General features: G+C 43.5%; 20 protein-coding genes. 13 read left to right on the top strand and 7 right to left on the bottom strand.

The window, feature by feature from the left end; all coding sequences use genetic code 11:
- Positions 1–4 precede the first annotated feature (4 nt).
- The 5 genes from JJ941_RS03340 to JJ941_RS03320 all read left to right on the top strand — a co-directional run bounded on the left by JJ941_RS03340 (position 5) and on the right by JJ941_RS03320 (position 6,764).
- Positions 5–607, top strand: a complete 603-nt coding sequence (locus JJ941_RS03340; RefSeq protein ID WP_290962267.1) for a hypothetical protein — start codon at positions 5–7, stop codon at positions 605–607.
- Positions 600–1,121 (top strand): hypothetical protein, encoded by a 522-nt coding sequence (locus JJ941_RS03335; protein WP_290962266.1) that lies wholly within the window; start codon positions 600–602, stop codon positions 1,119–1,121. Before JJ941_RS03340 ends, JJ941_RS03335 begins: the two co-directional genes overlap by 8 nt.
- A gap of 605 nt (positions 1,122–1,726) precedes the next feature.
- On the top strand, positions 1,727–2,272 hold the full coding sequence (locus JJ941_RS03330) for a hypothetical protein (RefSeq protein ID WP_290962265.1): 546 nt from the start codon (positions 1,727–1,729) through the stop codon (positions 2,270–2,272).
- Positions 2,273–2,424: 152 nt separating this feature from the next.
- Complete coding sequence (locus JJ941_RS03325) at positions 2,425–3,252, top strand: hypothetical protein (RefSeq protein ID WP_290962264.1); 828 nt, start codon at positions 2,425–2,427, stop codon at positions 3,250–3,252.
- Positions 3,249–6,764 (top strand): SPOR domain-containing protein, encoded by a 3,516-nt coding sequence (locus JJ941_RS03320; RefSeq protein WP_290962263.1) that lies wholly within the window; start codon positions 3,249–3,251, stop codon positions 6,762–6,764. The genes JJ941_RS03325 and JJ941_RS03320 overlap by 4 nt, the downstream gene beginning before the upstream one ends.
- A gap of 298 nt (positions 6,765–7,062) precedes the next feature.
- Here JJ941_RS03320 and rpoN read toward each other — a convergent pair whose 3' ends face one another.
- Positions 7,063–8,571, bottom strand: coding sequence for an RNA polymerase factor sigma-54 (gene rpoN, locus JJ941_RS03315; RefSeq protein WP_290962262.1), 1,509 nt, complete (start codon positions 8,569–8,571; stop codon positions 7,063–7,065).
- On the bottom strand, positions 8,561–9,151 hold the full coding sequence (locus JJ941_RS03310) for a DUF3109 family protein (protein ID WP_290962261.1): 591 nt from the start codon (positions 9,149–9,151) through the stop codon (positions 8,561–8,563). Before JJ941_RS03310 ends, rpoN begins: the two co-directional genes overlap by 11 nt.
- A 139-nt stretch (positions 9,152–9,290) precedes the next feature.
- Between JJ941_RS03310 and JJ941_RS03305 the strand changes: the two genes are divergently transcribed.
- From JJ941_RS03305 to JJ941_RS03275, 7 genes are all read left to right on the top strand, one after another.
- A complete protein-coding gene (locus tag JJ941_RS03305; RefSeq protein ID WP_255131851.1) occupies positions 9,291–9,560 on the top strand; it encodes a hypothetical protein in 270 nt (89 codons plus the stop codon).
- Entirely contained in the window at positions 9,557–10,063 is a 507-nt protein-coding gene (locus JJ941_RS03300) for an acetyl-CoA carboxylase biotin carboxyl carrier protein subunit (protein ID WP_290962260.1), read from the top strand. The genes JJ941_RS03305 and JJ941_RS03300 overlap by 4 nt, the downstream gene beginning before the upstream one ends.
- Positions 10,056–11,324: a UDP-N-acetylglucosamine 1-carboxyvinyltransferase gene (gene murA / locus JJ941_RS03295; RefSeq protein ID WP_290962259.1), complete on the top strand. Its 1,269-nt coding sequence runs from the start codon at positions 10,056–10,058 to the stop codon at positions 11,322–11,324. The genes JJ941_RS03300 and murA overlap by 8 nt, the downstream gene beginning before the upstream one ends.
- Before the next feature lie 583 nt (positions 11,325–11,907).
- Entirely contained in the window at positions 11,908–13,653 is a 1,746-nt protein-coding gene (locus tag JJ941_RS03290; RefSeq protein ID WP_255131857.1) for an Rne/Rng family ribonuclease, read from the top strand.
- A 55-nt stretch (positions 13,654–13,708) separates the two neighbouring features.
- Positions 13,709–14,257 (top strand): ATP-dependent protease subunit HslV, encoded by a 549-nt coding sequence (hslV, locus tag JJ941_RS03285; RefSeq protein ID WP_290962258.1) that lies wholly within the window; start codon positions 13,709–13,711, stop codon positions 14,255–14,257.
- Between the two features lies 1 nt (position 14,258).
- Positions 14,259–15,668 carry an ATP-dependent protease ATPase subunit HslU gene (hslU, locus tag JJ941_RS03280; protein WP_290962257.1) on the top strand — a complete coding sequence of 470 codons (1,410 nt, stop codon included), beginning with the start codon at positions 14,259–14,261 and terminating at the stop codon, positions 15,666–15,668.
- 172 nt (positions 15,669–15,840) lie between these two features.
- A complete protein-coding gene (locus tag JJ941_RS03275) occupies positions 15,841–17,736 on the top strand; it encodes a S41 family peptidase (protein WP_290962256.1) in 1,896 nt (631 codons plus the stop codon).
- An 80-nt stretch (positions 17,737–17,816) separates the two neighbouring features.
- Here the strand turns inward: JJ941_RS03275 and JJ941_RS03270 are convergent, their stop codons facing one another.
- Positions 17,817–19,694, bottom strand: a complete 1,878-nt coding sequence (locus tag JJ941_RS03270; protein WP_290962255.1) for an AMP-dependent synthetase/ligase — start codon at positions 19,692–19,694, stop codon at positions 17,817–17,819.
- 119 nt (positions 19,695–19,813) lie between these two features.
- On the opposite strand from JJ941_RS03270, the gene JJ941_RS03265 reads away from it, so the two are divergent.
- Complete coding sequence (locus JJ941_RS03265) at positions 19,814–20,320, top strand: transcriptional repressor (protein ID WP_255131867.1); 507 nt, start codon at positions 19,814–19,816, stop codon at positions 20,318–20,320.
- 13 nt (positions 20,321–20,333) lie between these two features.
- On the opposite strand, the gene JJ941_RS03260 is transcribed toward JJ941_RS03265, so the two are convergent.
- The 4 genes from JJ941_RS03260 to JJ941_RS03245 all read right to left on the bottom strand — a co-directional run bounded on the left by JJ941_RS03260 (position 20,334) and on the right by JJ941_RS03245 (position 25,890).
- A complete protein-coding gene (locus tag JJ941_RS03260; protein ID WP_290962254.1) occupies positions 20,334–21,641 on the bottom strand; it encodes a D-alanyl-D-alanine carboxypeptidase in 1,308 nt (435 codons plus the stop codon).
- 106 nt (positions 21,642–21,747) lie between these two features.
- Positions 21,748–22,632, bottom strand: coding sequence for a permease-like cell division protein FtsX (locus JJ941_RS03255; RefSeq protein WP_290962253.1), 885 nt, complete (start codon positions 22,630–22,632; stop codon positions 21,748–21,750).
- Position 22,633: 1 nt separating this feature from the next.
- Positions 22,634–24,607, bottom strand: coding sequence for a putative porin (locus JJ941_RS03250; RefSeq protein WP_290962252.1), 1,974 nt, complete (start codon positions 24,605–24,607; stop codon positions 22,634–22,636).
- Positions 24,604–25,890 carry a competence/damage-inducible protein A gene (locus JJ941_RS03245; protein ID WP_290962251.1) on the bottom strand — a complete coding sequence of 429 codons (1,287 nt, stop codon included), beginning with the start codon at positions 25,888–25,890 and terminating at the stop codon, positions 24,604–24,606. The genes JJ941_RS03250 and JJ941_RS03245 overlap by 4 nt, the downstream gene beginning before the upstream one ends.
- Positions 25,891–25,953: the final 63 nt, after the last annotated feature.

Genomic DNA, 25,953 nt, shown 5'->3' with positions numbered 1-25,953 from the left:
TTCTATGTATTTAGCATTTTTTTTGTTGTTGTCGGGATCTTCAATCAACACCATCGTAGCTCAGGAAATTGACTTCGGCGACTTCAGCAGTAGATATACAACCATCAGTCCGGTTCTAATCCAACCCAACTTAGACTTTGGCACTATCGCCCAAAATCAGGGTGTAAAAGAAATTGATATTAATGAGGCAGCTGTCATAGAGCTGGAAGGTATAAAGTATCTCGATGTGCTGATAGATATAGAACTGCTTGCTCCATTTGATACTGACGGGTGCTCTAACGCAAACTGCACCTTGCCATTTACATTGAAAGGAGCCTACTCAAACTTTGGAGAAGACAGTGAAGTTTCAGCGCTTAATAACACCAGGTATATCGGTGAAACAACCATAGACTTCAGCCAGCAAACCGGGGTTATAAGTACTCAGTTCCCGATATTAAGCCGAACCTCCGGTCCTCCCGGGCCACCTCCAAATCCAGTTTATAAAGGGTATAATTTGGAAGCTCAAAAAGAAAGTGCTTACCTATTCATTTATGGTTCGATTAATGCCAGTGGCCAAATTTCGGGATCCTACTCCGCTGATATTCAGGTAACCATTTATTATGATTAAGAAAATATTCAGCATAATTACCATTTCTTTTCTTCTGAGCATCAATGCTAAAGCTCAGTTCATAAATCTGCAGCTTAAAATAGAACCCGAGCTCAGTGCAACCGTTGAGCAGAATCTGGATTTTGGAACTTTAATTTCCAATACTGGGATAACCGAGATACAATTGGGTGATGTAAACATGGGTGTCTTCAGCATCAGAGCCTTTTATACTCAAAATGTCTATATCAATCTTGAATACCCGGAAGTTTTGGTTAATGGTCAAACCGGTAACAATCAGGAAATTCCGCTCTCTCTTAGTATGTCGTACAATAATAGTGGAACCAATTCCATCTCTTCGTCTTCTCCAATCCCTTCCAGCGGAGGAATGGTATCTATTCATGATAATACAAATCTCACGAATTCCAATGAGATCTGGAAACAACTCTTTATCTATGTTTATGGCTCGATTGAGGTCGGTAATATCCCAAACGGTGTTTATACCGGTGAAGTTGTATTGAGCGTTGATTACGATTAATACTTTTCGAGGCACCCCTTGCATAATATATGGTACTACTTTGTCAGCTTGAAGGAACATTCCCTTCTCCTATACACCTGCCATTAAATCGCTTGTTTACTTTAACAAACCTCATCATTAGCTGACGATGATGCTAAAATTATTCTGAGAGCTGCTTCAAAGTAACTAATGCATGCTCCTATTTGAACCTTGATGGATAGGATTGCCGGATTTCCCTGATTACTCAACTCCATCCTTCCAATCCTCTAATCAAGTAAATCATGGTTCAAAAACCCGGATGTTGCCCTACCCCATACAAGCTTTAACCACAAAAAAGGTCACTATTCCATTGTTGAAGGGAAAAGATAGAAAATGGTTAATGATTAAATCCAACCTTCAAATTCCTTCGTATTATCAAAGTGGAATCCCAAACATTAAAGAAATCTAAATATAAGTCTGAAGCCACATGGGTATTTTAGACGCATAAATTATCATCTAGGACATTGATTACATGGTTTCAGCTCAAAAAGTTAGGACGTTTTAATTAAGAGTATCTAACTAGGAAGGCTTTCAGAAGATCAATAATTTTCTTTCAGAAATTAAACAAACAATAAAATCTCACGATTATGAAAACTCTCAAAACTCTTTTATCTGCACTCGCATTGGTTGCTTTAACTGCAACTTCTGCCATGGCTCAAGGACAAGCAAGTATTACAGCTTCTGCTAATGTTGTAACTGATGTAACATTGACTGGTGTTAGAGGCCTTGATTTTGGAACTCTACTTGATGGCGATGTTGATGCTGGTGTGACTGAAGCTCTGAGTACTGCAAATGAAGCTAATCTCGGTAAATTCCAGATGACTAGTTTGGCTAATGGACAAGCTATTGTCCTTTCACTTAGCGCTCCTGCTAATTTAACACCAGAAGGTACTCCTAACCTTTCCGGTGGTACTGCACAAGACGATATCCCATTTTCTGCTACAGCTACCTATACTGAAACTGATGGCGATGTTGATGGTGGAACTGATTTCTCAGGAGGAACTGCAAGCGTTACAACTGGAGCTACCACTGCTTATGTATATGTAGGTGGTACTCTTAATACCCTTGCTACTGCTGGTAATTACCAAGGTCAATACTCCGGTGACGTTACACTTTCAGTGTATTACGACTAAGATTGATTATTTAGATTTAAAGCCTTGCCACTATCGGCAGGGCTTTTTTTTTAAGCAGAATAAAGCAATCAAGGAGTATTAATAAGTGATGGTAAAAGTTAGAAACAATCATTACTATTACCTGCATCGGGAATTCACTAATCTATAGAGTTATGAAAAAGCTATTACTTACAGTACTTCTTGGCTTATGTACTTTATCTGCCGGGTTATCTCAAGTTACTATTGCCCCAACAAATTTATTTGTAGAGGACAACTCCAGATTTGGAACCTACATGGTGATCAACAATTCCAATGAAAATCAGGAAATTTCTGTTGATTTTGTATTCAGTTATAGTGCCTTGAATGATGATGGGCAACGTCGAATAGTTGAAGATGACTCTATAAGTGCTGAAAAACACTCTATCGCAGAAAACGTGCGTGCTTTTCCACAGAATTTTGTATTAAATCCGGGCCAGCGACAAATAGTTCGGCTTAGGATTGCTGCTCCAAATGATTTGGAAGACGGCACCTACTGGGCAAGAATTAAAACCAGTGCAACACCGGAAGCACCACCAGTTGAGATTGAACAAACAGAAACTGTTACCGCGAGTTTAGGGCTTATTGTTGAGCAGATAACCGGCCTTTACTATAAAGTAGGGACTGTGAATACTGGTATCGCAATCAATGAAATAACCCCTCGTTTATCAGATGATGGTGTATTAGAGGTTTTTACTGATTTTGAGCGTACCGGTAATTCCCCATTTCTTGGATCTGTTATAACTTCTCTTATAAATTCGCAAGGAAATGTTATACAGCAAGCCAGAAACTCTACTACTCTCTATTTTAGTGGAACGCATAAACAAGATCTCTTAATTGGTGATACTCCGCCTGGAGAATATACATTACGGGTCGAGTTCATTACTCAACGAAATGATGTTTCCGATGACGATATCGTTCAAATGCAGCCTGTTTCAAGTACAACCAAATACACGCTTAGGTGAATCATTGGTTAAAATTTATACTAACCTTCAATATTGTTGCCTTATGCTTATTCCTCCAACCCGATAATTCTCAAGCTCAAGGCAACAACAATGACGAAATTGAGGTATATCTTGAATTTCGTCATCGTGGCATTATAGGTTCGGTTGTTATTTCCTATTATAAAAATGACCAATTTTACCTTCCCATCAGCGAACTTTTCTCCCTCTTTGATATTGACCATACCGTGAATGGTTTATCTGTAAACGGTAAATTTGGCCTTAAGCAAACTCCTTATCAGATAAATTTGCAATCAAATCAGATAGTATTCGGAGATAGGACCATTCAACTCACAGCTGATGATTACCTGATCCAAGAAATTGATTCTTATCTGCGGGCCGATATTTTCTATGAGGCATTTGGACTTGATTTCACCATCGATTTCAATAATCTAACGCTGAATTTAGAAACTGAAAAAGAGCTTCCGGCAATAGCCAAAGCTATCCGTGCTCAAAGAAGGCGACTTGCTGATGATAATAGGTATCAGGATGTCAGATATGACCTGCGGTATGGCAGGGAACGGCCTTTTATTGATGGTGGCTTTGTGGACTATAATCTATCAGCCAACCTGAATTCCGGAAATAATGTATACAATGCTAATACAAATTTAGGAATTCAGTTGTACGGTGGCGATTTGCAAGGAAGTATCTTTGGAAGTTATTCCAGCAACTTTTCCAATATCTCTACCGATAACCTTCGCTGGCGTTACATGTATCGTGACCAACAGTGGCTTTCAAAAATCACTATTGGCCAAACAAATTCGGATGGTGTCGCCAGAAATAGCTATACCGGGATCAGGCTTACTAACGAACCTATAGAGCCCCGTCGACTGTTTGATGAGTATGTAGTTCAGGGCAGCACTATACCCCAGTCGGAAGTTGAATTATATATGAACAATGCCCTTATCGACTTCCAACAAGCAAATGAAATGGGTGATTACCGGTTTTTAACTCCCATCACGTACGGATCTTCCCAACTTGATTTAAAAATTTATGGCCCAACCGGCCAGATTATCGAACGCTCTGAACGTATACAAGTACCTTTTACCTTTCAGCCAAACGGAGTATTTAACTATTCTGTAAACCTTGGGCAGCTTGATAACCCGGTGGTTGGTAATACCAATCAGAACCTGACGGCCCAAGGTTCAGGTTCTTATGGAATCACCGATTGGCTAACAGCCAAAGCCGGCGTTGAGTATTATGAAGGGTTAAATGACGGACTTCCTACTTTCACCTCTTCCGTTTCCTCAAGAATCCTCTCGAGTTATATATTAACATTTGAGGCTGCTTCTCAGGCCTATTATCGTGGTGTTTTTAATACAATATTTCCTAACTCAGCAAGTCTGAATTTTGACTTCACGGAGTACACAGGAGGCTTTAGCATCTACAACCCTTCCAATGATGATAAAAGACTGGTAGCTTCCGCTTTTTATCCCTTTAATTTGTTTGGCACCCCTTTCAATGTCAGGGCTTCTGCTTTTTCCAGGATCAGAGAAACCACAAATGCCACTACTCTGCGGCTGGATGCCAATTCACGAATTGGTAAAATGAATCTAAGGGTTGGTTACAGTGACCGGTTCGCCGGTAAAGTGGATCTCTTCAACCCAACAACAACTTCATATGTTGAGACCTCCGCTACCTATAATGTATCCCGCAACAGAAATCTGCCTCCATATATGCGTGGCGTTTTTCTGCGTGCACAGATGCGATATCAGCCCACCTTAAACCAGTTCGAATCAGCTGAGGCTTTAATTTCGAGAAATGTTTTTAATCAGGGACGATTCCAGCTCTCTGTAGGTCGAAATTTCATTGCAGAGTACAACACGATTAGATTCAGCCTTGTTATCGACCTCAATAAAATCCGTACCAATACTACTTACAATAACATAAGAAACAACAGCAGTTTCACACAGAACGTACGCGGGTCGATAGGATACGACACCAACTACAATAACTTTTTATTTACCAGCAGAGATCAGGTCGGCCGATCCGGTACAGCTATTCAACTATTTGTAGATAATAACGGAAACAGATCTTTTGAGGAAGATGAGGATCAGCCAATAAGTGGAAATGCCGTTAGATTAAGACGCTCGGGTGCGAGCAGTATTCAAAAAAATGGGATTCTTTATTTCACACAAATGCAGCCCTACTTCTACTACAATATGGAAATGAATGAGGGGGGGCTAGACAATCCTATGCTTGTGCCTGAATTTGACAAATTTGGGCTTATAACTGACCCCAATCGATTCAAAAAGGTGGAAATACCCTTCTATATGTCCGGAGTTATGGAAGGATCCGTAAAAAGACAAATCGCAAATGCAAAAAGTTCAGGAATTGGGGGACTCAAACTACTTTTAGATCAACAAAACGGGGATTTCAGCAAAGAATTGAGAACATTCTCGGATGGTAGTTTTTACGATTATGAACTCCCTCCCGGCCAATATATACTCCGGGTAGATCCCTCCCAACTGGACATCTTAAATGTGAAATCCATCCCCGAGAAAATAGAGTTTGAAGTGGAGGCCATTCCTGAAGGTGATTTTGTGGAAGGACTGCAAATTCTGCTGGTTCCTAAAGATTATCAGGTAAATGAAGAACCCATTACGGCCGGAACCAACATCGCTCAAACTGCCAACAGTGGCGGAGGTATTTCACTGGAATACAATATTTCAGTAGACAGGCTTACGCTGAACAAATGCCGATATGGTGTTCAGCTGGCTGCTTTTTCATCGTTTGAAGCTGCCACAAGGATTGTTAAAAACTACAGCCGCGATTCCGACTCCTACATTGTATATAACGAACCACGGGAGTTGTATGCGGTCAGAACCGGTCTTTTCCAAGAGCTGAGCCGTGCATCTCAATTCACGCAGAATTTGTCTTCAAATTACCCAGATGTGGCGGTACTGAATCAATGTTACGAAACGGTAGCAACCAATTACGAGCCGGGTGGCTTTCGGTACGATCTTCAATTTGCTGCCTTCACGAATCCACATCGGGCAGATTCTTATATGACTGACCTGGAATCCAGGTATAATTTCACTCTGCATCGTTATCAGGATCCCAATACCCTGATGTATAAAGTCAGGCTGGGTCCATTCAGTTCTGAACGATTGGCAAAACAGGAAAGAAATAAGGTTTTGAGTTCCACAGCCATCTCTGATGTTTTTATCGCAAAACAGGAACTTCCTGCCTCTATGATCAATGTTGATTTTGAATTTATCTTGCAGCTGGGAGAATTTGAAACTGAACGACAGGCTGTGCTTTACGCCATCCGGGTTGAGGAAGAATTCGGGTTCGATTCAAAAATACTGATCGATGAGCGGGAGAACATTGTGCTGGTTCTTGAGGAGGTGTACTCCGATTGGGAGGAAGTCCTGTCCATTCGAAAGCAGATCGATAATAACAACACGTTCAGAACTCCGGTTATTCACCTGATGGAGCAGAAAATTAACGACCAGGTTAATTTCAGTTGGTGATAAATTAGCCTGTTCCTAAAAAGTTATCTTAACCCTTCCAGGGTTAAATCCCCTTTGTTTGAGTCAGGATAATTGCCATAACCCTGGAAGGGTTATTTAGGCAACTAAAAAACGTCAAGTCTCTTACCGAACTCATCCATTTCAGATGCTGAATCAAGTTCAGCATGACCACGACTATAGAATACCCCATAACCCCACCTACTCAATCTTATATACCTTAACCCTTCCAGGGTTAAACCCGCTTTGTTTGATTCAGGATAATTGCAGTAACCCTGGAAGGGTTATTCAGGCAAAAAAATCATATCACCTGTTTACGCATCCTTGCTACGGGCTGGTTGAGCTGCTCCCGGTATTTACTTACCGTTCTTCGGGCCACTTTGTAACCTTTCTCGTTCAGCATATTGGTAAGTTCCTGATCGCTGTACGGTTTCTGCTTATTTTCTTCATCAATAAGCTTCTCCAGAATATTCTTGACTTCGCGGTTAGAAACCTCTTCCCCGCTTTCCGTTTCCAACCCTTCATTGAAGAAATACTTTAGTTCGTACACCCCGAAATAAGTTTGAACATATTTTCCATTCACCACACGGGATACCGTCGAAATATCCATTCCAATTCGTTCGGCCACATCTTTCAGGATCATGGGTTTCAGTCCTTCCCCGAACTTGAAGAAGTCTTCCTGCAGAGCCACTATCGTCTTCATGATATTCATGAGGGTGTTCTGCCGCTGACGAATCGACTCAATAAACCACTGAGCGGAATCAATTTTACTCTTCATGAAGGAATGAGCCTCTGCATCGGTATTCTTTTTCTTTTTGGCTTTAATTTCCTCCCACATCTGTTTGTACTCCGGGGAAATTCTGAGTGAAGGAGCATTTCGCTGATTCAGGTTAATCACAAATTCACCCCGCTCAGTTTCCCCATCTTTCATGCCCTTCCAGTACACCTCAAAATCCGGCTCAATGTAGTTCTGAGTTTCTTCCATATCACTGGCCACCGCACCGGGACGTGGATCCATCTGGCGGATGGCTTCGAAAGCAGCCTGCAATTCCTCCCGCTCAATATTGAACTTCTGCAGCAATTTGGAGAAGTGCTTCTTCTCAAACGATTTCCAGGCCTTTTCCACTATTCTGATAGCAAGATTTAGACCGGGCAAATTCTTTTGGGAGTCCCTCAGCTGCACCAACAAACAATCCTGTAAATCTCTGGATGCTATACCAATGGGGTCAAGCTGCTGGATTTTTTTACGAACACTCTCCACCATGTCTTCATCCACCAATACTCCCTGGTTGAAAGCAATATTATCCACTACCGCTTCCGGTTCCCGCCGAAAATAGCCGTCTTCATCCAGCGAGCCCAGAATTTGATCGGCAATCAATTCTTCTTCTTCCGAGAGATTCAGAAAAACCACCTGCTCTTCGAGCTGCTCTAAAAACGAGGCGTTATATGGATTAGGAAGTTCTTTCCATTCCTCAATATCCGGGTTATACGAGGTGCTGTAATTTTCGCCATCGTATTCGGTGTTGGAGTCATACTCATCCCAGTCCACTTCATGCTCTTCCAGACTTTCAAGAGCTTCTTCTTTCTCTTCTTTGGGAGATTCTTCCGCTTCCGATAAGCTAACAGTTTCTGCTTCTCCGGGGTTAACCTCTTCCAGCACAGGATTGGCTTCCATTTCCTCTTTGATGCGTTGCTCCAGGGCAATGGTAGGCAATTGCAGCAGTTTAATATACTGCAACTGTTGGGGGGAAAGCTTTTGCTGTAAGCTCTGCTGCTGCTTTTGACCTAAATTCTGTTGATTACGTAGCATGCTTTTCCTTTTCACGAATCTCTTTACAAGCTTCTATAAAACTTGCGAACCACTTTTCTCCATACCGTCGAACTAACGGTTTTTCAAGGAATTCTGCCAAATATATATTTTCGTTCTCTCCCCGTTCGCATGCCGCCGAACATAGCTTCGGTACGTATTCGAAATTGGCGTAATCAAAGTCCGCTATTTTCTTAAGCCGAACCGGGAATAAATGACAACTGATGGGTTTCTCCCATTTCAATCTCCCATCGAAATAAGCCTGTTGTATAGCACAGTATGCGACATCATTTTTATCATACTTCACAAAAATACAATCATCACTCTCCACAGTTGAAATCTCATACCCGCTGTCCTGTGTCCCAATCACCACGCCGTCTTTTTCTGCTATTTCAACCGCTTCTTTCTGTAGTTCGCTCTTCAGCAAGTGGTACGCTTTGTTTAAAGCCGGAATTTCTTCCTTAGCAACGGGAGCTCCGGCATCACCAACCACGCAACAAGCCCCTTTGCATCGAGGTAAGTCACAAGCAAATTGCGCTGTAGCAATGTCGTCTGATAGAATAGTATTTTTTACTTTGAACATAACCCAAGATAAGAATCAGTCGGACACTTTTCGAAAATCAACGGTCTGTTTTTATAATTCAATTCATTCCGGTAGAATTCATTAAATTCGGCCTTTAATAATTTGTGATAATTTTGAACGGGCTCTATCTTCTCTGCATATGAGAAAACTGACCCCATCGGAATACAAAATTTTAGATCGTCTTATTTTTCCTGAACCTTTTGAAGTTCTTCAGGAAGAAACCCAACTTCAATACGGAGAGCTCCGTGACGATTTAATCAACCTTATGAATTCACGGCTTATTCAAGTGGTAAACCCCGATCAACCTGAGCAAAACGGAGCTTATTATTTCGATTCGGATAATGTTCAGGATTCAACCTTTCGGATTACCAACGCAGGCATTAATCACATAAAAAAAGTTCAGAAATGAAATTCCAGGCAACTATAGACGATAACAGCCACGATATTGAATTGTCTCCCAAAGACGAAACATTCACCGCTGGTGAAACTGAAGCAAACTACACCTTCGAGTTTGTTAACGGGCGATATATTTTGCGCACGGGAACAAAAACCTACAAAATCGATAATGTAAGTTATGAAGGTTCTGCAATTGAATTTTCCATGAACGGCATATGGCATTCCGTGGAAGTTAAGGATGAACAGGAGCTGTTACTCGACCGACTTGGCTTTCAAACAGCCTTGACTGCCGGCGAAGGAATTCTGAATGCACCAATGCCCGGAAAAATCCTCGAGATTATGGTAGCTGAAGGTGATGAGGTTGAAAAAGATCAGCCTCTGGTTATCCTGGAAGCTATGAAAATGGAGAATGAGCTTAAGGCCCCCATCAGTGGAACTGTCGCAAGTATTTCGGCAGAAGTCGGACAATCATTAGAGAAAAATTCACCTATACTGGAGATCGAAACCATTGGATAAATTTATTATTGAAGGCGGTACCCCACTAAAAGGAACCATCCCCATAAGCGGATCAAAAAATGCCGCGTTGCCACTCATGGCCGCCTCCCTGCTTGGAAATTCAGCATCTACCATTCGCAATACGCCCCGTCTTAAAGACATTTATACCTTCAACAACGTAATCCGAGTTGTGGGTGCGCAGGTTGATTTTAAGGAAGATGAAAACACCCTCGTTATTGATCCCTCCAATGTAAATCACCTGGAAGCCCCGTACGATTTGGTGCGTAAGATGCGGGCCTCTTTTTATATGCTGGGAGCCCTGGTTGGAAAACACGGCTACGCCAAAGTATCGATGCCCGGTGGATGCGCCTGGGGCCCCCGCCCTGTGGATCTTCACCTGAAAGGCATGGAAGCCATGGGAATCGACATTGAGCTGGAAAAGGGATACGTAATCGCCAAAGCGGATGACAAAATCGAAGGAGGTACTTTTCGGCTTGAACCAAGTTCTGTCGGAGCTACGGTAAACCTGTTGCTTGCTGCCGTGTTAAAAGCCAAAAAATTTACTATTGAAAATGCAGCCAAAGAACCGGATGTGGTTCAGCTTTGTAATTTCCTGACTAAAATGGGCGCAGACATTGAAGGCATTGGAACGGATACCCTGACCGTTAAAGCCGTTGATTCACTTGAAGGCATTGACGTGTCCAACGATCCTGACCGAATTGAATTGGGAACGTTTATGATTGCAGGGGCAATGTACCCGGGTTCAGAACTTACGTTAACGGGCTGCAACCCGGATCAGCTTGGAGGATTCACCGACAAACTCCGGAAAACCGGTACTTCCGTAGAAGTAGATGGAACAACCATTCACGTAAAAGCACCCGATAAACTGAAACCTGTTTCCATTAAAACAGAAATTTACCCCGGCTTCCCAACCGACCTGCAGGCGCAATGGGCAACTATGATGACCCAGGCCGAGGGCGATTCCAAAGTTACAGATACCGTTTATTTTGATCGGTTCAGCTATGTTCCGGAACTCACCCGCCTCGGTGCTGACATGGAAGTTGAAAAGAACACCGTACACATTTCCGGCAAAACTCCGCTTACCGGTGCATCGGTCATGAGTACAGATTTGCGCGCCAGCGTAAGCCTGGTTCTGGCGGCTATGGTTGCTGAGAACCACACCGAAGTACTCCGCATCTACCACCTCGACCGTGGGTACGAGTCCCTCGAAGATAAACTGAGTGCAGTAGGAGCTTCGATTAAGAGAGTGGACGGGGATTAATAAAACCACTATTAACCTTTCCAAAGTTGCTAAGTGCAGATTGATTACTTCTGTTCAGTAAAACTTTGGAAAGGTTTTAATACCGTATTAATACCTCAAAACCGTGCAACTTTGGAAAGGTTATAATAAGATTGATTTGGATAGGCAGGTTAAAATAACCGAATAATTCTATCTCAAAATAACCGTTTACATTAATCCACTTTCAGAGTTATATTAATTGAAGGAAAAATCGACCTGAACAAGCTTTTTTAAACTTATTTTCGATTGCATAACGCACAAAATACATACCAAAAACAAACTTTGGTGGCATCACTGTCTCACTCTTGGAACGATGCCTCTATCGATTTTTTCTTTTTCTGCGGATTACTAATTACAGCCATAACGCAGACTCTCTTTTCTGATTCCGATAAGGAATCCCCAAAAAAAACAATTTTAACAGAATTTACTCCCGAAGCAGCCGCTCGAACGTTTGCTTCCAACCCCAATCTCTTTAATGAGACCGTAATCAATTTGCACCGTAAATTAATGCGATGGTTCGTTTGCAGGGGTTTCAGCGGCTTCCGGGAAAGGAAGAATTTTACTAATGAAGAATCAAATTATTATTCACTCTTCGGGCAATCAGACCCGTATCGCGCTTTTAGAGAACAACGAGTTAGCGCAGCTATTCATAGAAACGGAAGAAAACCAGCGTACCGTTGGTAACATTTATGTAGCCCGTGTTCATAAGGTATTGAGCGGAATTCGCGCCGCATTTATTGATATGGGCACTCCTAAAGATGCTTTTCTGCACTTTTCCGATGCCGGCGACCACCTTGATGAATACATCACTAAGCTAAACGGTTCGAATGCTATTCCCGGCCATGCCAAAAAAGACATCGAGAATAAGGACAACCTCTCGAATGTTCAAAAACAGATTTTAGCGGGCAAAATGTTGCGTACCGGCCAGAAGTTGCTGGTTCAAATTGTTAAGGAACCGATTGGCTCCAAAGGCCCCCGCATTTCTACCGATATTACCATTGCCGGACGTTTCCTCGTACTTATACCCATGGGTGATTACATCGCCGTTTCCAAAAAAATCGGGCATTACAAAGAACGCCGCCGTTTGAAAGGGATTCTGAATAATATGATCCCCGATGGTTTTGGAGTGATTGTAAGAACCGTTGCCCAGGGACAGGATAAAGAAGCCCTTGAAGATGACCTTCGAAATGTATTGAAGAAGTGGGAGCAGATTGTTGATAAATTGGAAGATGCCAAGCCCCCTTCCCTGCTCTATCGTGACCTGAATATGACGGAGAGCCTGATCCGTGATCTGTTCGCCAAAAACTACGACCGGGTTTTGATTGATGACCCTGAAATGTATCGTCAGATTAAATCCTACGTTGGGCAGATAGCTCCGCAAATGGTCCCCAATGTGGAATTGTATAAAGGCAAAGAGCACATCTTCGACTTTATGAAGATTGCACACGATGTGAATTCCATTTTCAGCCCTCGTGTACGTATGAAATCGGGCGGTTACCTGATCTTTGAGCAGACCGAGGCCATGTATGTGGTGGATGTGAATTCCGGCCCATACGCCGCTAAAAAGAAACAAGAGGACAATTCCCTTAAAACCAACCTTGAAGCCGCCAGAGAAGTTGCTAAGCAGCTCAGGCTACGAGATATCGGTGGTATTATCGTTGTTGACTTCATTGATCTCCGGGATGACAAGAACCGTAAGAAAATCTATGACGAGCTCAAGAAAGAATTCGTTAAAGATCCGGCCAAGACCAATGTAATTGGCATGAGTGATTTTGGCTTGGTTCAGATTACACGACAACGTATTCGCCCAAGCGTGGTGAACTCAGTTTCCAAAGTATGCCCGGTTTGTGGCGGCTCCGGAAATGTAGTTACACAGGATACCATTCTTACCGATCTGGAAACCTGGTTAAGCAAGTTCAAACACAACACCAACTACCGTGCAGTTGACCTGTATGTAAACCCATTCCTGAAGTCGGTTCTGACAAAAGGTCTGATGAGTACGCACTGGAAGTGGATGGCTAAATTCCGCATTAAAATCTCCCTGATTGGTGATGAAACGGTATCTATGAATGAATTTCGTGCTACACTCGTAGGTTCAGATATTGACATTACTGATATTGTAATGAGAGATGAATCGATTGAGGAAGTGCTTGATCGTGAAGGCGAACTCATTGAGCTTGAGAGCGGTAAAGGAGATAAAGAGAACCTGGATATCTCTAAAAAAGAGAGAAGCAACTCAAGCAGATCGTCAGGCCGTAATGACAATTCGAACGGAAGAGACAATTCTAAGTACTATAAGTCTTCTAACTAAGGCTTGGCTTGGTTTTTGTTTTTATCGGTTCAACTATCATTAAAAAATTGAATACATGAGTTTATCTGAACTACACGCAACTACGGTAGTCGGTGTTATCCATAATGGGAAAGCCGCCATCGGGAGTGACGGACAGGCTACCATGGATAAAACCGTGATGAAAAGCACCGTCAAGAAAGTACGCAAGCTGCACGAAGGCAAAATACTGGCCGGTTTTGCCGGTTCTACCGCCGATGCCTTCACCCTTTTTGAAAAATACGAGGAAAAGCTGAACGAGTATAACGGCAACATGGAACGAGCCGCCGTTGAGCTTGCCAAAGAATGGCGAAAAGACAAGTTCCTGCAAAAGCTACAGGCTTTATTGGTGGTAATGAACAATGAGAAAGGACTATTGATATCCGGCCAGGGTGATGTAATTGAGCCCGATGATGAAGTAGCAGCCATTGGAAGCGGCGGATCCTATGCCCTTTCAGCAGCAAGAGCGATGAAAAAACACGCTTCAGAATTATCGGCCGCCGAAATCGTTGAAGAGTCACTGCATATTGCAGCCGACATCGACATTTATACCAATCACAACATTACGATTTTAGAAATTGAAGATTGATATGCTAACTATTCAGGAAAAGAATTTAACACCTCAGCAGATTGTAGCTGAGTTAGACAAATACATTGTAGGGCAGAAATCAGCAAAAAGATCCGTTTCCATTGCCCTTCGAAACCGCTGGAGACGGCTCAATTCTGATGAAGAAATCAGAGATGAAATTGTACCCAATAACATTCTGCTGATTGGTCCTACCGGTGTCGGTAAAACTGAAATTGCCCGCCGCTTGGCTAAGCTGGCCCACGCTCCCTTTATGAAAGTGGAAGCCTCCAAATTTACTGAGGTTGGTTATGTTGGCCGTGATGTGGAATCCATGATCCGCGACCTGACTGATGTTGCCATCAGTATGGTGAAGCAGGAAATGCAGGATCGGGTTAAGGAGAAAGCAGAGCACAAAGCGGAAGAGCGAATCCTTGATATCCTCATCCCCCCTGTTAAAAAATCCGGTGCTGGGTTTAACAGCAGTTCAAGCAGTGAAGATTTTGATCCGCAGAATGCGAGCGATTCCGAACTGAACGAACGAACCCGCGACCGTTTCCGTAAAAAACTCAGAGATGGAGAACTGGAAGACCGGGAAATTGAAATTGAAGTAAACTCTTCCAAAAACCCAATGATGAAAGTATTTGGCCCTCAGGGGATGGAAGAAATGGGCATTAACCTGCAGGATATGCTCGGCAACCTTGGCAAAGGAAATAAAAAGACCAAGCGTAAGCTTCCCATTAAAGAAGCCCGGGAAATTCTGACTGAAGAAGAAGCCGAAAAACTGATCGACCATGAATCTGCCGTTCAGGAAGCACTGGAACGAGTGCAGAAACAAGGGATCGTATTTATAGACGAGATTGATAAAATTGCCGAATCCTCAACCGGAAGCGGCGGCAAAGGCGGACCTGATGTAAGTCGTCAGGGCGTGCAGCGCGACCTCCTCCCTATTGTTGAAGGCAGCGCCGTAAACACCAAGCACGGCATCGTAAAAACCGACCATATTTTATTCATCGGTTCCGGAGCATTTCATGTCTCAAAACCTTCGGATTTGATTCCTGAACTTCAGGGACGTTTCCCAATCCGCGTTGAGTTGAATTCCCTTACGGAAAACGACTTTATTGACATTCTGTCCAAGCCCAAAAATGCCCTCACCAAGCAGTATATTGCCATGCTGGATACTGAAGGCGTGGAAATTGAATTTAAGGATGAGGCCATTCAGGAAATTGCCCGCATTGCTGCCGAAGTGAATGCATCCGTAGAAAATATCGGAGCCAGAAGGTTACATACCATTATGTCGTCTCTGTTTGATGAGCTGCTTTTTGCCGTTCCCGACGACATCAATTCCGGTAAGATCACGATCGATCGAGGCTATGTTGACAAACAATTGGCCGGCATAGTGAAAGACAAGGATTTAAGCCATTATATCCTGTAAGGAAATCCATTGTCGTCTTTCATTTCGTATTAAAATCAGAGAAGGCGTTAACTTGTTTTAACGCCTTCTTTGTAATTGTACTATACTACATTATTTAGTACAATCGTTTGGAATGAAATTATTTGCCACTTTTTAGGTTTTTACTACCATACACTGATGTAAGATGATATTTATGCACTTGAAAAAAATACTGTACCCCAACCTTCTCATACTATTTATTCTTGCGGCTCTCCGCTTCACAGGTGTCGATCCTGTACTTCAGACCGAAACGGATGACACCAAGAATTTAACCAAATATCATCAGGCACAGCGTAGTATTGTCGCTAATTATTTTCGGGAGCCGGACTTAAATAACATGTACAAAACCAGTATCAAGCGGATGGTTAAGGCTATCAAGGATTCTACCCTACTGGTTGACGGCACCCCGATTGATACCACTTTCCAGGGAGTTCAGATAAATAGCATCAGGGATTCTTTTTCGAATTTTGAGAAGGCTTATTTGTACATCTCCAATAACAGCCCTGAAGAGAACATGACCCGGCTCACTGAAGAAGCCATTAAAGGCATGTTTTCCACTCTTGACCCCCACTCGATGTATATCGAACCGGAAGACAATGAGCAGATTCAAGCTGAATTTGCCGGTAAGTTTCAGGGGATTGGCGTTCAGTTCCAGGTTATTAAGGACACCATAACCGTTGTTACTGCTATTTCGGGAGGTCCCAGTGATCAACTTGGCATCCGCTCCGGAGACCGTATTATCGCCATCGAAGATTCCTCCGCTATCGGTTTCACGAATGAAATGGTTGTAAACCGGCTTCGCGGTGAGAAAGGCTCAAAAGTGAAGGTTACCGTTAAGCGACCGAATGTAAAACAGCCCATCAATTTTGTTATTACCCGGGATGATATCCCGCTTTATACCGTGGATACCTCCTATATGCTGGATGAGAAAACCGGATATATCAAGATTAATCGGTTTGCGGCCACCACTCACGATGAATTTATGCAGGCCGTTGAAGAGCTTGAGAAAGAAGGCATGGAAAGAATTGTTCTCGACCTGCGTGGAAATCCGGGCGGGTACCTGAGTCAGGCTATTGCCATTGCGGAAGAATTTTTTCCGAGAGGAACCGAGCTGGTTTCAACCAAGAGCAAGAACAGCCGCTTTAATGGCGAATACTTCTCCCGTAAAGATGGGGAGCTCAAAGAAGAGCCCGTTATCATTTTAGTGGACGAAGGTGCTGCATCTGCCAGTGAAATTGTTAGTGGAGCCATACAGGATCATGATCGCGGACTTATTGTCGGGAAAAGAACATTTGGGAAAGGCTTGGTTCAGCAGCAATATGAACTGGTTGACAAAAGCAGCGTCCGGGTTACCATTTCAAGATATTACACTCCTTCCGGGCGTCTAATTCAAAAACCATTTGTAGAAGGTGGTGAGCAATACGCATATGAAATCTACCGTCGCGATAATGCAATGAATGATGCCTCCGAATTCATTGATCACGTACCGGATTCATTGAAATATTCTACTGATGCCGGACGAACCGTTTATGGCGGCGGTGGTATTGTACCCGATTATATTGTCCCTTCAGATACTACCACCTCTGCCTATGTATTCAACTTTTCTATCCGTGAGCGGGCTTCCTTTGATTATGTACGCTCTTTCCTTGATGAGCAGGGAGATGCATTCCGCAACGAGTGGGAAAATAATTTTGAAGGATTCCGAAATACCTTTGAATGGGAACAGAAGCATGTTAACGGGGTTAAGTCATTGCTCATGGAACGAGGCATGGTAATTACAGATACTGTAAGCTCTCCAAAATTCCAGAATGATTCTCTGTTTGTGCCTAACGGTCACTTTGAAGAAATCTCTTACCTGGTTGAGGGCAGGATGAAAGCTGAACTGGCTCGTCAGATTTGGGGCATGCAGTACTTCTACCCTATTGCCAACGATATTTTTGATAAAACCCTGAAGGAATCTATGACTCTTTGGGATGCGGTTGCCCGGCTGGAAGCCCTTGCCAGCGGGAAAGCAGAAGCCAACATTGGTAACCTGCAAAACCAGAATTAACCGTTCATTCTGAAATTTATTTAAACTAAAAAGGCCTCAAATGAGGCCTTTTTTATTGCAATGGATTAGGGTTACCTGGTTTAGTCATCCTTAAAAATATCCTCAATCAGATGACCGTACTTATCAGAAATCACCCGTCGTTTTACTTTCAGGGTTGGAGTAATTTCCCCTGTTTCTACGGTGAATTCGTTGGGTACCAGGCGGAAGTCGCGGATTTTTTCATGGGAGGCCAGTTCCTTGGAAAACGAGCGAATCTCTTTCTTGTAGATATCCTTCACTTCGTCCAGCTCAATAAGCTCTTCGTTGTTTGAGAACTTGAGTCCCTGCTCTTTAGCAAACTTCCCGACCACTTCAAAGTCAGGTACTATAATAGCGGCCATGAAATTCTGTGCTTCTCCCACAACTACAATCTGATCAATCCACTTACTGGTTTTGAAAAGATCCTCAATAGGTCCCGGATAGATGTTCTTACCACCCGCATTTACAATCATGTGCTTGATGCGATCGGTTATTTTCAGGAATCCTTCATCAAACTTGCCGACATCTCCGGTATGAAGCCACCCATCATCGTCTATCATCTCCTTGGTGGCTTCCTCATTGTTCCAGTACCCTTTCATCACGTTCGGTCCTTTACAGAGAATTTCACCGGCCTCAGAACTGGTATTGGTTGGATAATCTTCTCCGCTAATCTGGGCCAGCAATTTACCATCCTGAAGACTTTGGATTCCCACGGTGACGCCCGGTATAATGGTTCCAACTGCACCTACTTTCTCCTGACCGGGCTTATTGGCAGCCATTACGGGTGATGTTTCTGTTAATCCATATCCCTGAAGGATATTCATCCCCGCACACTGGAAAAACGTATCAATCTCAGGAGGTAGTGCAGCACCACCTGAAACAAACAGGCGAACATGCCCTCCCGTACGTTCTTTCAGCTTATCAAAAACCAGTTTGTCAGCTATTTTCTTTTGAAGGGTAACCAGCCCGCGCTTTCCTTCAGAATACTTGCGACCGGTTTCAACAGCCCAGTTAAATATTTTCTTTTTGGTATCACTGCCCTCTTCCACACTTTTCACAATCAGGTTGTACATCTTCTCAAAAAGGCGGGGCACACTAATCATAATAGTGGGCTTGGCCTCGGGCATGTTTTTGGAAACGGTATCCACACTTTCCGCATAGTAAACCTCAACACCGGAGGAAATCATGGCATAATAGCCGGCCGTGCGTTCAAATGAATGGCACAGTGGTAAAAAGGAAAGCAGTCTGTCATTATCATCCCAGTAAATGTGCTGAGTAGCTGCCTTTACATTACTAACAATATTATGATGGGTAAGCATAGCACCCTTTGGCTTACCCGTGGTGCCGGACGTATAAATTAAAGTAGCTACATCTTCCGGCTCTACTTCCATCGTTCTCTTCTTGATGGTGTCCCTGTGTTCTTCAAGATGCTTACCGCCTTCAATCAGCATATCGTCGAACATCTTCACATAACTTTCTTCCATCAAATGCTCGAGTTTTGGAACATCGAAGGCAATTACTTCTTTCAGATCGTCGCAGTTATCGAAAATTTCGACCGCCTTTTTGAGCTGAAGTCCGGTTGATACAAAGAATATTTTTGCTCCGGAATCCTGCAAAATGTACTCGCACTGCGCCGGCGGAAGCGTTGTATATAACGAAACATTTATGCCACCCACCAGCTGAATGGCAAGATCGATAGCGGCCCATTCGTAGCGGTTCTCGCTTAAAATCCCGACACGGTCTCCTTTTTCTACACCCTGCTCAATCAGGTAAGCGGCTATAGAATAGACATCATCAGTAACCTGTTCCCAGTAAATAGGTTGGTATTCAGAATCCGGGTTGGGCTTGAAATAAAACTGAGCTTTCTCAGCTCCGTCGTATTTGCGGGATAGATTCAAGAATAATTCAGTCAGTGTTTCAAAAGGGACTATTGTAGGCATATTGATTAAATTTATTCCATAGATAACTGCGCCCGAAATATAATACTCTTGAAATCAAAAGCACGGGTTTCAAAAGCAAGTTTACATATCGTATATTACAGCGTAAATTAATTGAAGTTATGGCACATCCAGCACACGAAGATACTGTAAATTTAGTAAAGGAGATTTTTCGCTCCTACCTTAAAGAAAGGAATCAACGGCAGACTCCAGAACGTTTCATGGTTCTGGAAGAGATTTACACTGCCGACGGGCACTTTGACGCCGATGATATCTTTTTCAGAATGAAGGAAGCCGGCACCCGGGTGTCTCGTGCAACGGTGTATAACACCCTTGATCTTTTGGTGGAATGTGGTTTGGTTCAGCGTCAGCAATTCGGGAAGAGCCAGTACTATTATGAGCGTGCCTATGCCTATCAACAACACGATCATATCATTTGCCGCGACTGTGGACATGTGCTTGAATTCTGCGATCCCCGTATTGGAGAAATACAGCGTATGCTCTCAGAAATTCACGATATGGATATTGACGGACATTCCCTCCACTTCTTTGGTACCTGCAGCGATAAAGAAGCTTGCAAAAAAAGGCAGGAAAAAGGAAGCAAGTTAGCCGACCTGAAAGAATCCTGATTTACTGATCAATTCAATAGTTTTGGTGAATAAACCAAAGCACTTTTTCCATCTCTTCTTTCACCACACCCGAGGAAGTAACATAGTGGTTGTTCATAAATGAGAAGATCAGCTTTCGCCCGGTTCTCGTAATTAAGTAGCCGCTAAGGCAGTGATTATTACTCAGAGTTCCCGTCTTCGCAAAAACATACGGCTCCCCTCCTTCCCTGTGCGCATACCAACTTCTGATGGTTCCTGATTCCCCTCCAGCCGGAAGATGGCGAAACAGCAATGAGTCCTTTTCAAACTCCCGGTCGATAAGCTTTAGTAACTCCACCATATTTGTTGGAGTGAACATATTATAACGGGATAGCCCGGAACCGTCTCTCCAAACCGGCTCTTTACTGAAATCATTAAAAAACTCTGCCGATGTGTTTGCAATTACAGCTCCGGAATTCATAGGAAGATTCTGTTCAGCGGCGATATTCAACAGTAACTGTTCGGCCAAAAAGTTATCACTGGGCTGCAGCATACGGGTAAGCACTGTGTCTTTTTCATTTCCATATAATCGATTCACATTTTCCGGCCTAACCCGATCTACATAGTTTACCTTCTTGTTCAGTGTATCACTAAGCAAACTTGTTATAAGCTCCGGCGTGTAGTGGAATGGTCGATAGCTGGTGTATTGAATAGTGTCTGCCTTCGGGCTGTACTCAATGGTATTATAGTTGAAATCCCGGTACAAGAACGGAGATTCCTTTCCCGGTCGCTGTTCGGCCATCTCGATACTGGATCTGAAGTACTCCGGCTTAATGATATAGCCTTCTTCATTTTCAGCGATCTTGGTCTGGCTGATTTCCTGAATCTCTATCTCGGCTACGTTTCCATACATCGGAAACGGGCTTTTTTCTGTCGAATAGTAGTATTGATAATCTCCCCAGGCCCAGCCAGGACCTAACAGCTCATCTTCGTAATGATTATCAGAATAATACAGCTCATACGGAGTTTTTTTTAAAAAAGAATATGCCGTTGTATCACTGAAATCCGGGTGCAGGAATGTAGGGTCACCGGTTCCCCAAAAAATGAGCGAATCCCCGTTAATGATATATTCAAGAGCCGGCAGAGAGTCGGGCAATTGTTTAAGAGCCGCATAGAAAGTGAAAAGTTTGGTATTGGATGCCGGTGTAAAATACTTATCGGCATATCTTTGGAAGAGCGTTGTGTCATTCTCTGGATCATGTAGAACAAATCCGGTAAAATTATCAGAAAAGATAGTTGAGGAATCAAATATTAATGCTAATGGGGAACGCTCTTCCTGTACAGGGCGCAATTCCTCACCCATTGGTTCTGTACTTTTGCAGCCCGTTAACAACAACAAAGGCAGTAGAAAAAATAAAGGCGTACGTTTCAAAAAAAGCATAAAAAATGGTTATCTAAGTTAATCCTGATCAGCCGGAGATATAGGTTTCCTGAATAAAGCGACGGGCGGCCCAGCGACTTCCCCACCAGCCCATCAGCAGAGACAGAACCAGCATGGCTCCCACCAGGAAGTACCATCTTCCAAAAGGCCAGCTGAGCGTGCCCAGATCAGCCAGGTAAAAAGGAATGGCAAATTCGAAAATAAAGAAGACACAAATCACGGCCAGTCCCCCGGCTATCAATCCCTGGAGGATTCCCTCTACGATAAAAGGACTTCGAATAAACTTGTTGGTGGCCCCTACCAGCTTCATAGCACGGATTAAATCACGCTTGGCATAAATGGTAAGGCGAATGGTATTATATACCAGGATTAAAGCTGCCAGCAGGATTAGTAAAGCTATCCCTCCACCAATAAAGGTGAACGTATTCAGGTTCGATTCCATCACCCGCAGTAAAGCCGCATTGTATTCAATTTCATCAACTCCGCGTAAATTTCTGAGCTGAGAAACCATCGTCTCGATTTTATCCGCGCCGGCGTCGGTATCCACGCTCAACCGGAATGAAGCCGGTAAAAAATTCAGCTCCGCTAATTCTTCGACCCCAGCTCCAAATTCTTTTCGCATAATAGCGGAAGCACTGTCTTTGGAAATATAAGTTACTTCCTGAACCAGCTCTTCTTGCTCCAGTTCCTGCCGGATCTGATTGGTTGTGCGTTCATCCACATCAAACAAAAAGACTTCCACTTCAATCAGATCTTTGATAGACATGGCCTGACTGTAGATATTGAAACCAATCCGGGTAAGAACACCCAATAAAAGCACCGCGATAAACAGGGAAAGTATGGATGTAGTAGCCGCGAGTTTGGCCCTTTTGATTCCTGTAAATCCTTCCTTTACTATATATTTTAGACTCATATTAATTTCTGAATTGTGCTCTTATTCCTACAATTAACCGTCGTGGAGGCATCGGAAATCCGGCCGCCTCAAAGTAGCCCGCCTGTCCTAATCCGTCAAGCGCATTTTCCCACCTCATTACTACCATTATTCCCCGTACCCGCGCCGAAAGTTCCCCATCCAAGCGAAAGAACGGAGGAAGCTGCTGATAGGAACTGTTTCCCTGCCAGTAGCTTAACCCGGTGTTATAGGTACGAGCCGAGTAAAAGGTAGGAGATAATAAGGTTTTTACACCAATTTTTAGATAGGCGGCCCGATCAAATATATAGCCTTTTACGAAAGCTGAGTTTCTTAGCCAAATAATCTGATCCCGGTGATTGAGGGCAGCGACATTACTTCCCGTATTATCGTAATCAAACTGCTGGGCCGATGCCGAACTCTCTATTTCAAACCGGTGGTTTTCGAACCGGGCATACGCCGTTCCACTCAGCTGGGTGAAACTTCCGCTGTTTGAAAATGTACTGTCAGGGCTCAAAAAAGTGGCATTCTCGGCAGATTTCACCCTTCCGGAAACGCCCACTGTAAGTGTTGGGAACAAACTCACATCCAAGCTTGCAGCTGCAGAAATACCTTCTTCATTCTCAAGATCGGGGTTCCCTGCATAATTCTTAGACTGCCAGTACAATGCTTGCATTGTGGGCATACGGCTGTACCTTGAGGCACTGACATTCACTCGGTGTTTTCTTGAAATCAGCGAATTTATTCCAACCGTGAAATCCTGCCCAAAAGATCCTTCAGTGCGGTTTGTGACTCTGGCTTTTCCATACAGTTCTGAACCCTCTAAAATCTCATAACCTATAGTGCCTTCTCCTTTTATTTCCGTCCAGCTGTTTTCCGATAACACAAAATCATCTTCTGCCGTATAGTTTTGGGCATTGACTTCACCCCGTACACTCAGGTCGCTCCATTTAAATTCTTTGAATAACCTTCCACCTATCGTTCTGAGATCCCATCTTAAAGTATCTCCGGTAAATCGCAGTGATTTTTTGTTTTTGGTCATGGAGATTTCAAGCCCACCGTCTTCAGCCGAGGATGTATCTTTGCGATGATAAATGCCTCCGATTAAATCCCATCTCGTAAACTCAGATTTTCCGGACGTGCTGTTTGGAACCGAGGTGAATTCATCGAAAGGAAAAGTAGCCGGGTCTCCCACGTTGTAGCCAAACGGTTCATCGTTACTCAACTGATTTCGTAAATACATTCCCCTGATCAAATATCGGTCATTCAGGTGATGATACACTCTCCCAACCACCTGACTTCCGCTTATTTCACTGTTTGGGTAATAACCTCCGCCTCTTCGGTCCCAATAAGAAATCTCCACATTGGTCCGCTCAGAAAAGTTTTGGGCAACCATAAATTCCAGATTTCGGTAGCTCCCGGTGGCCTCATCATAATTGAGGTAACTGATGGGCTTAATGATGTAATAATCCCGCAGCCTGATATCAGAATAATAATTTCCCTCCCACGACTCTGAAGCTAACCCAATTTTGCGATGCGGAACCAGGTTGTAATTTGGCAGCCCGGTAACCGGATTATTCAGTGAAAGTCCTTCCATTTCCAGCTGCTGTTCCAAAGGCTGATATCCATTTATATGAAAGGCATCTACCCGCCCATTAGTACCTTGCCTGAATGAAATCACATCACGCCGGTATGCCTGAAAATCTCCCCAGTTTGGCCAGACTTGCCACCTCATAAGACTGTCATTAGTAATCCGGGTTGAACCGGTTGGCGCGAGTTCTCTCCACGGGGTAACCTGTCCGGGTTCCGGTTTTTCTTCTTTTTTCTGAAGGGTGGTATCCCGGGGTGAAGTGGAAAGAGAATCAGATGCGGTTAGTTGAGATTGGGTGGAGTCAACCGCCGCTGAATCAGCGACCTGCCCGAGTGCAGGGATCCAAAGGAGCAGCAAAACGATATGGAAAGCGGTCAGTTTCTTCAAGGAAGTTGCTTTTTAAGATCATAGGGCATCGTATCAATTCCCTTTAAGGTACGGCGGATTATTTCGAGCAGCACCATTTTTGTCCGTTCTTTATTCATGTGCCGGTCTTTGGTAAACATCGCTTTAATCGCAAAATGTGCTCCATCCTTTTGATAATACCCCATCCAAACCGTTCCAACCGGTTTTTCTTCGGTACCGCCGCCGGGCCCGGCAATTCCCGTTGTGGAAATTCCGATTTCGGTGTCCAGTTTTTCGGCTACACCTTTGGCCATTTGCAATGCCACTTCTTTACTCACGGCTCCCACAGAGTCCAAATCATCCTGAGAAACACCAAGTTGCTTCACTTTCACATGGTTCGCATATGACACAATTCCGCCATCAAAGTAATCACTGCTTCCGGCCACGTCTGTAAATGTGTTGGCGATAAGTCCGCCTGTGCAGCTTTCAGCAACTGCTATTTTCAGTCCTTTTTCCTTCAATAATTCCCCAACGGCTTCACTGATGGAAAAGTCTTTTCCCTCTCCGTAGATATACTTACCCGCTTTTTGGTAAATAACATCGGTCAGTTTTTGGATATTGTCTTTTGCTTCTTCCTTAGTCCTTCCCTTACCATTCAGCCGAAGGGTTACTCCACCGGGCGAGGGTAAAAAAGCGAGGCTTACTCCGTTCTCAAAATAATCCGACAAATCTCCCAAAACCTGATCGCTCAGTGTACTTTCTCCAATTCCGGCCGTTTTAATGTAGTGAGAGTATAAATAGCCAATATCACCGAAAGCTTCTCTGAGTTTTGGGGCTACGCGCTTTTTCATCAGGTATTTCATTTCATAAGGAACGCCCGGCAACACAGCAAGGTAACTGCCGGCCTCGAACCACATTCCCGGAGCCGTTCCGGCTTTATTGAATAATACTTCTGCATTTTCCGGTACTTCAGCCTGACTGTAATTCGACTCTGAGAAAGGAATATTTCGTTTCTCAAACAGCGATTTAATGTAATCAAGCGACTCTTGATGAAGCTTGTATCCCACATCAAACAGTTCAGCTACTGCTTTTTTGGTCAAATCATCGTGAGTGGGGCCAAGTCCGCCCGTGCAAATCACCACCTCTGATTCCTGCATGGCCGTTTTAATGGTCTTCTTTATGAGATCAAGTTCGTCTGAGATAGTGTGAACCTGTGTCACCGTGAAGCCCAAACCTGTAAGAAATTCACCCAGCCAGGATGCGTTGGTGTTAACGGTATCGCCAATAAGAAGTTCGTTGCCGATGGAGATGATCTGTACTTTCATGAGGTCTAAATTCCGTATTAGCCAGCCCAATTTCCACAGCTATTTAACAGGTGTTAGGCGCAA

The sequence above is a fragment of the Gracilimonas sp. genome (assembly GCF_017641085.1).
Classification (GTDB): domain Bacteria; phylum Bacteroidota; class Rhodothermia; order Balneolales; family Balneolaceae; genus Gracilimonas.
The sequence above is the reverse complement of the archived record's forward strand: the minus strand, read 5'-3'. Positions and strand labels throughout refer to the sequence as shown.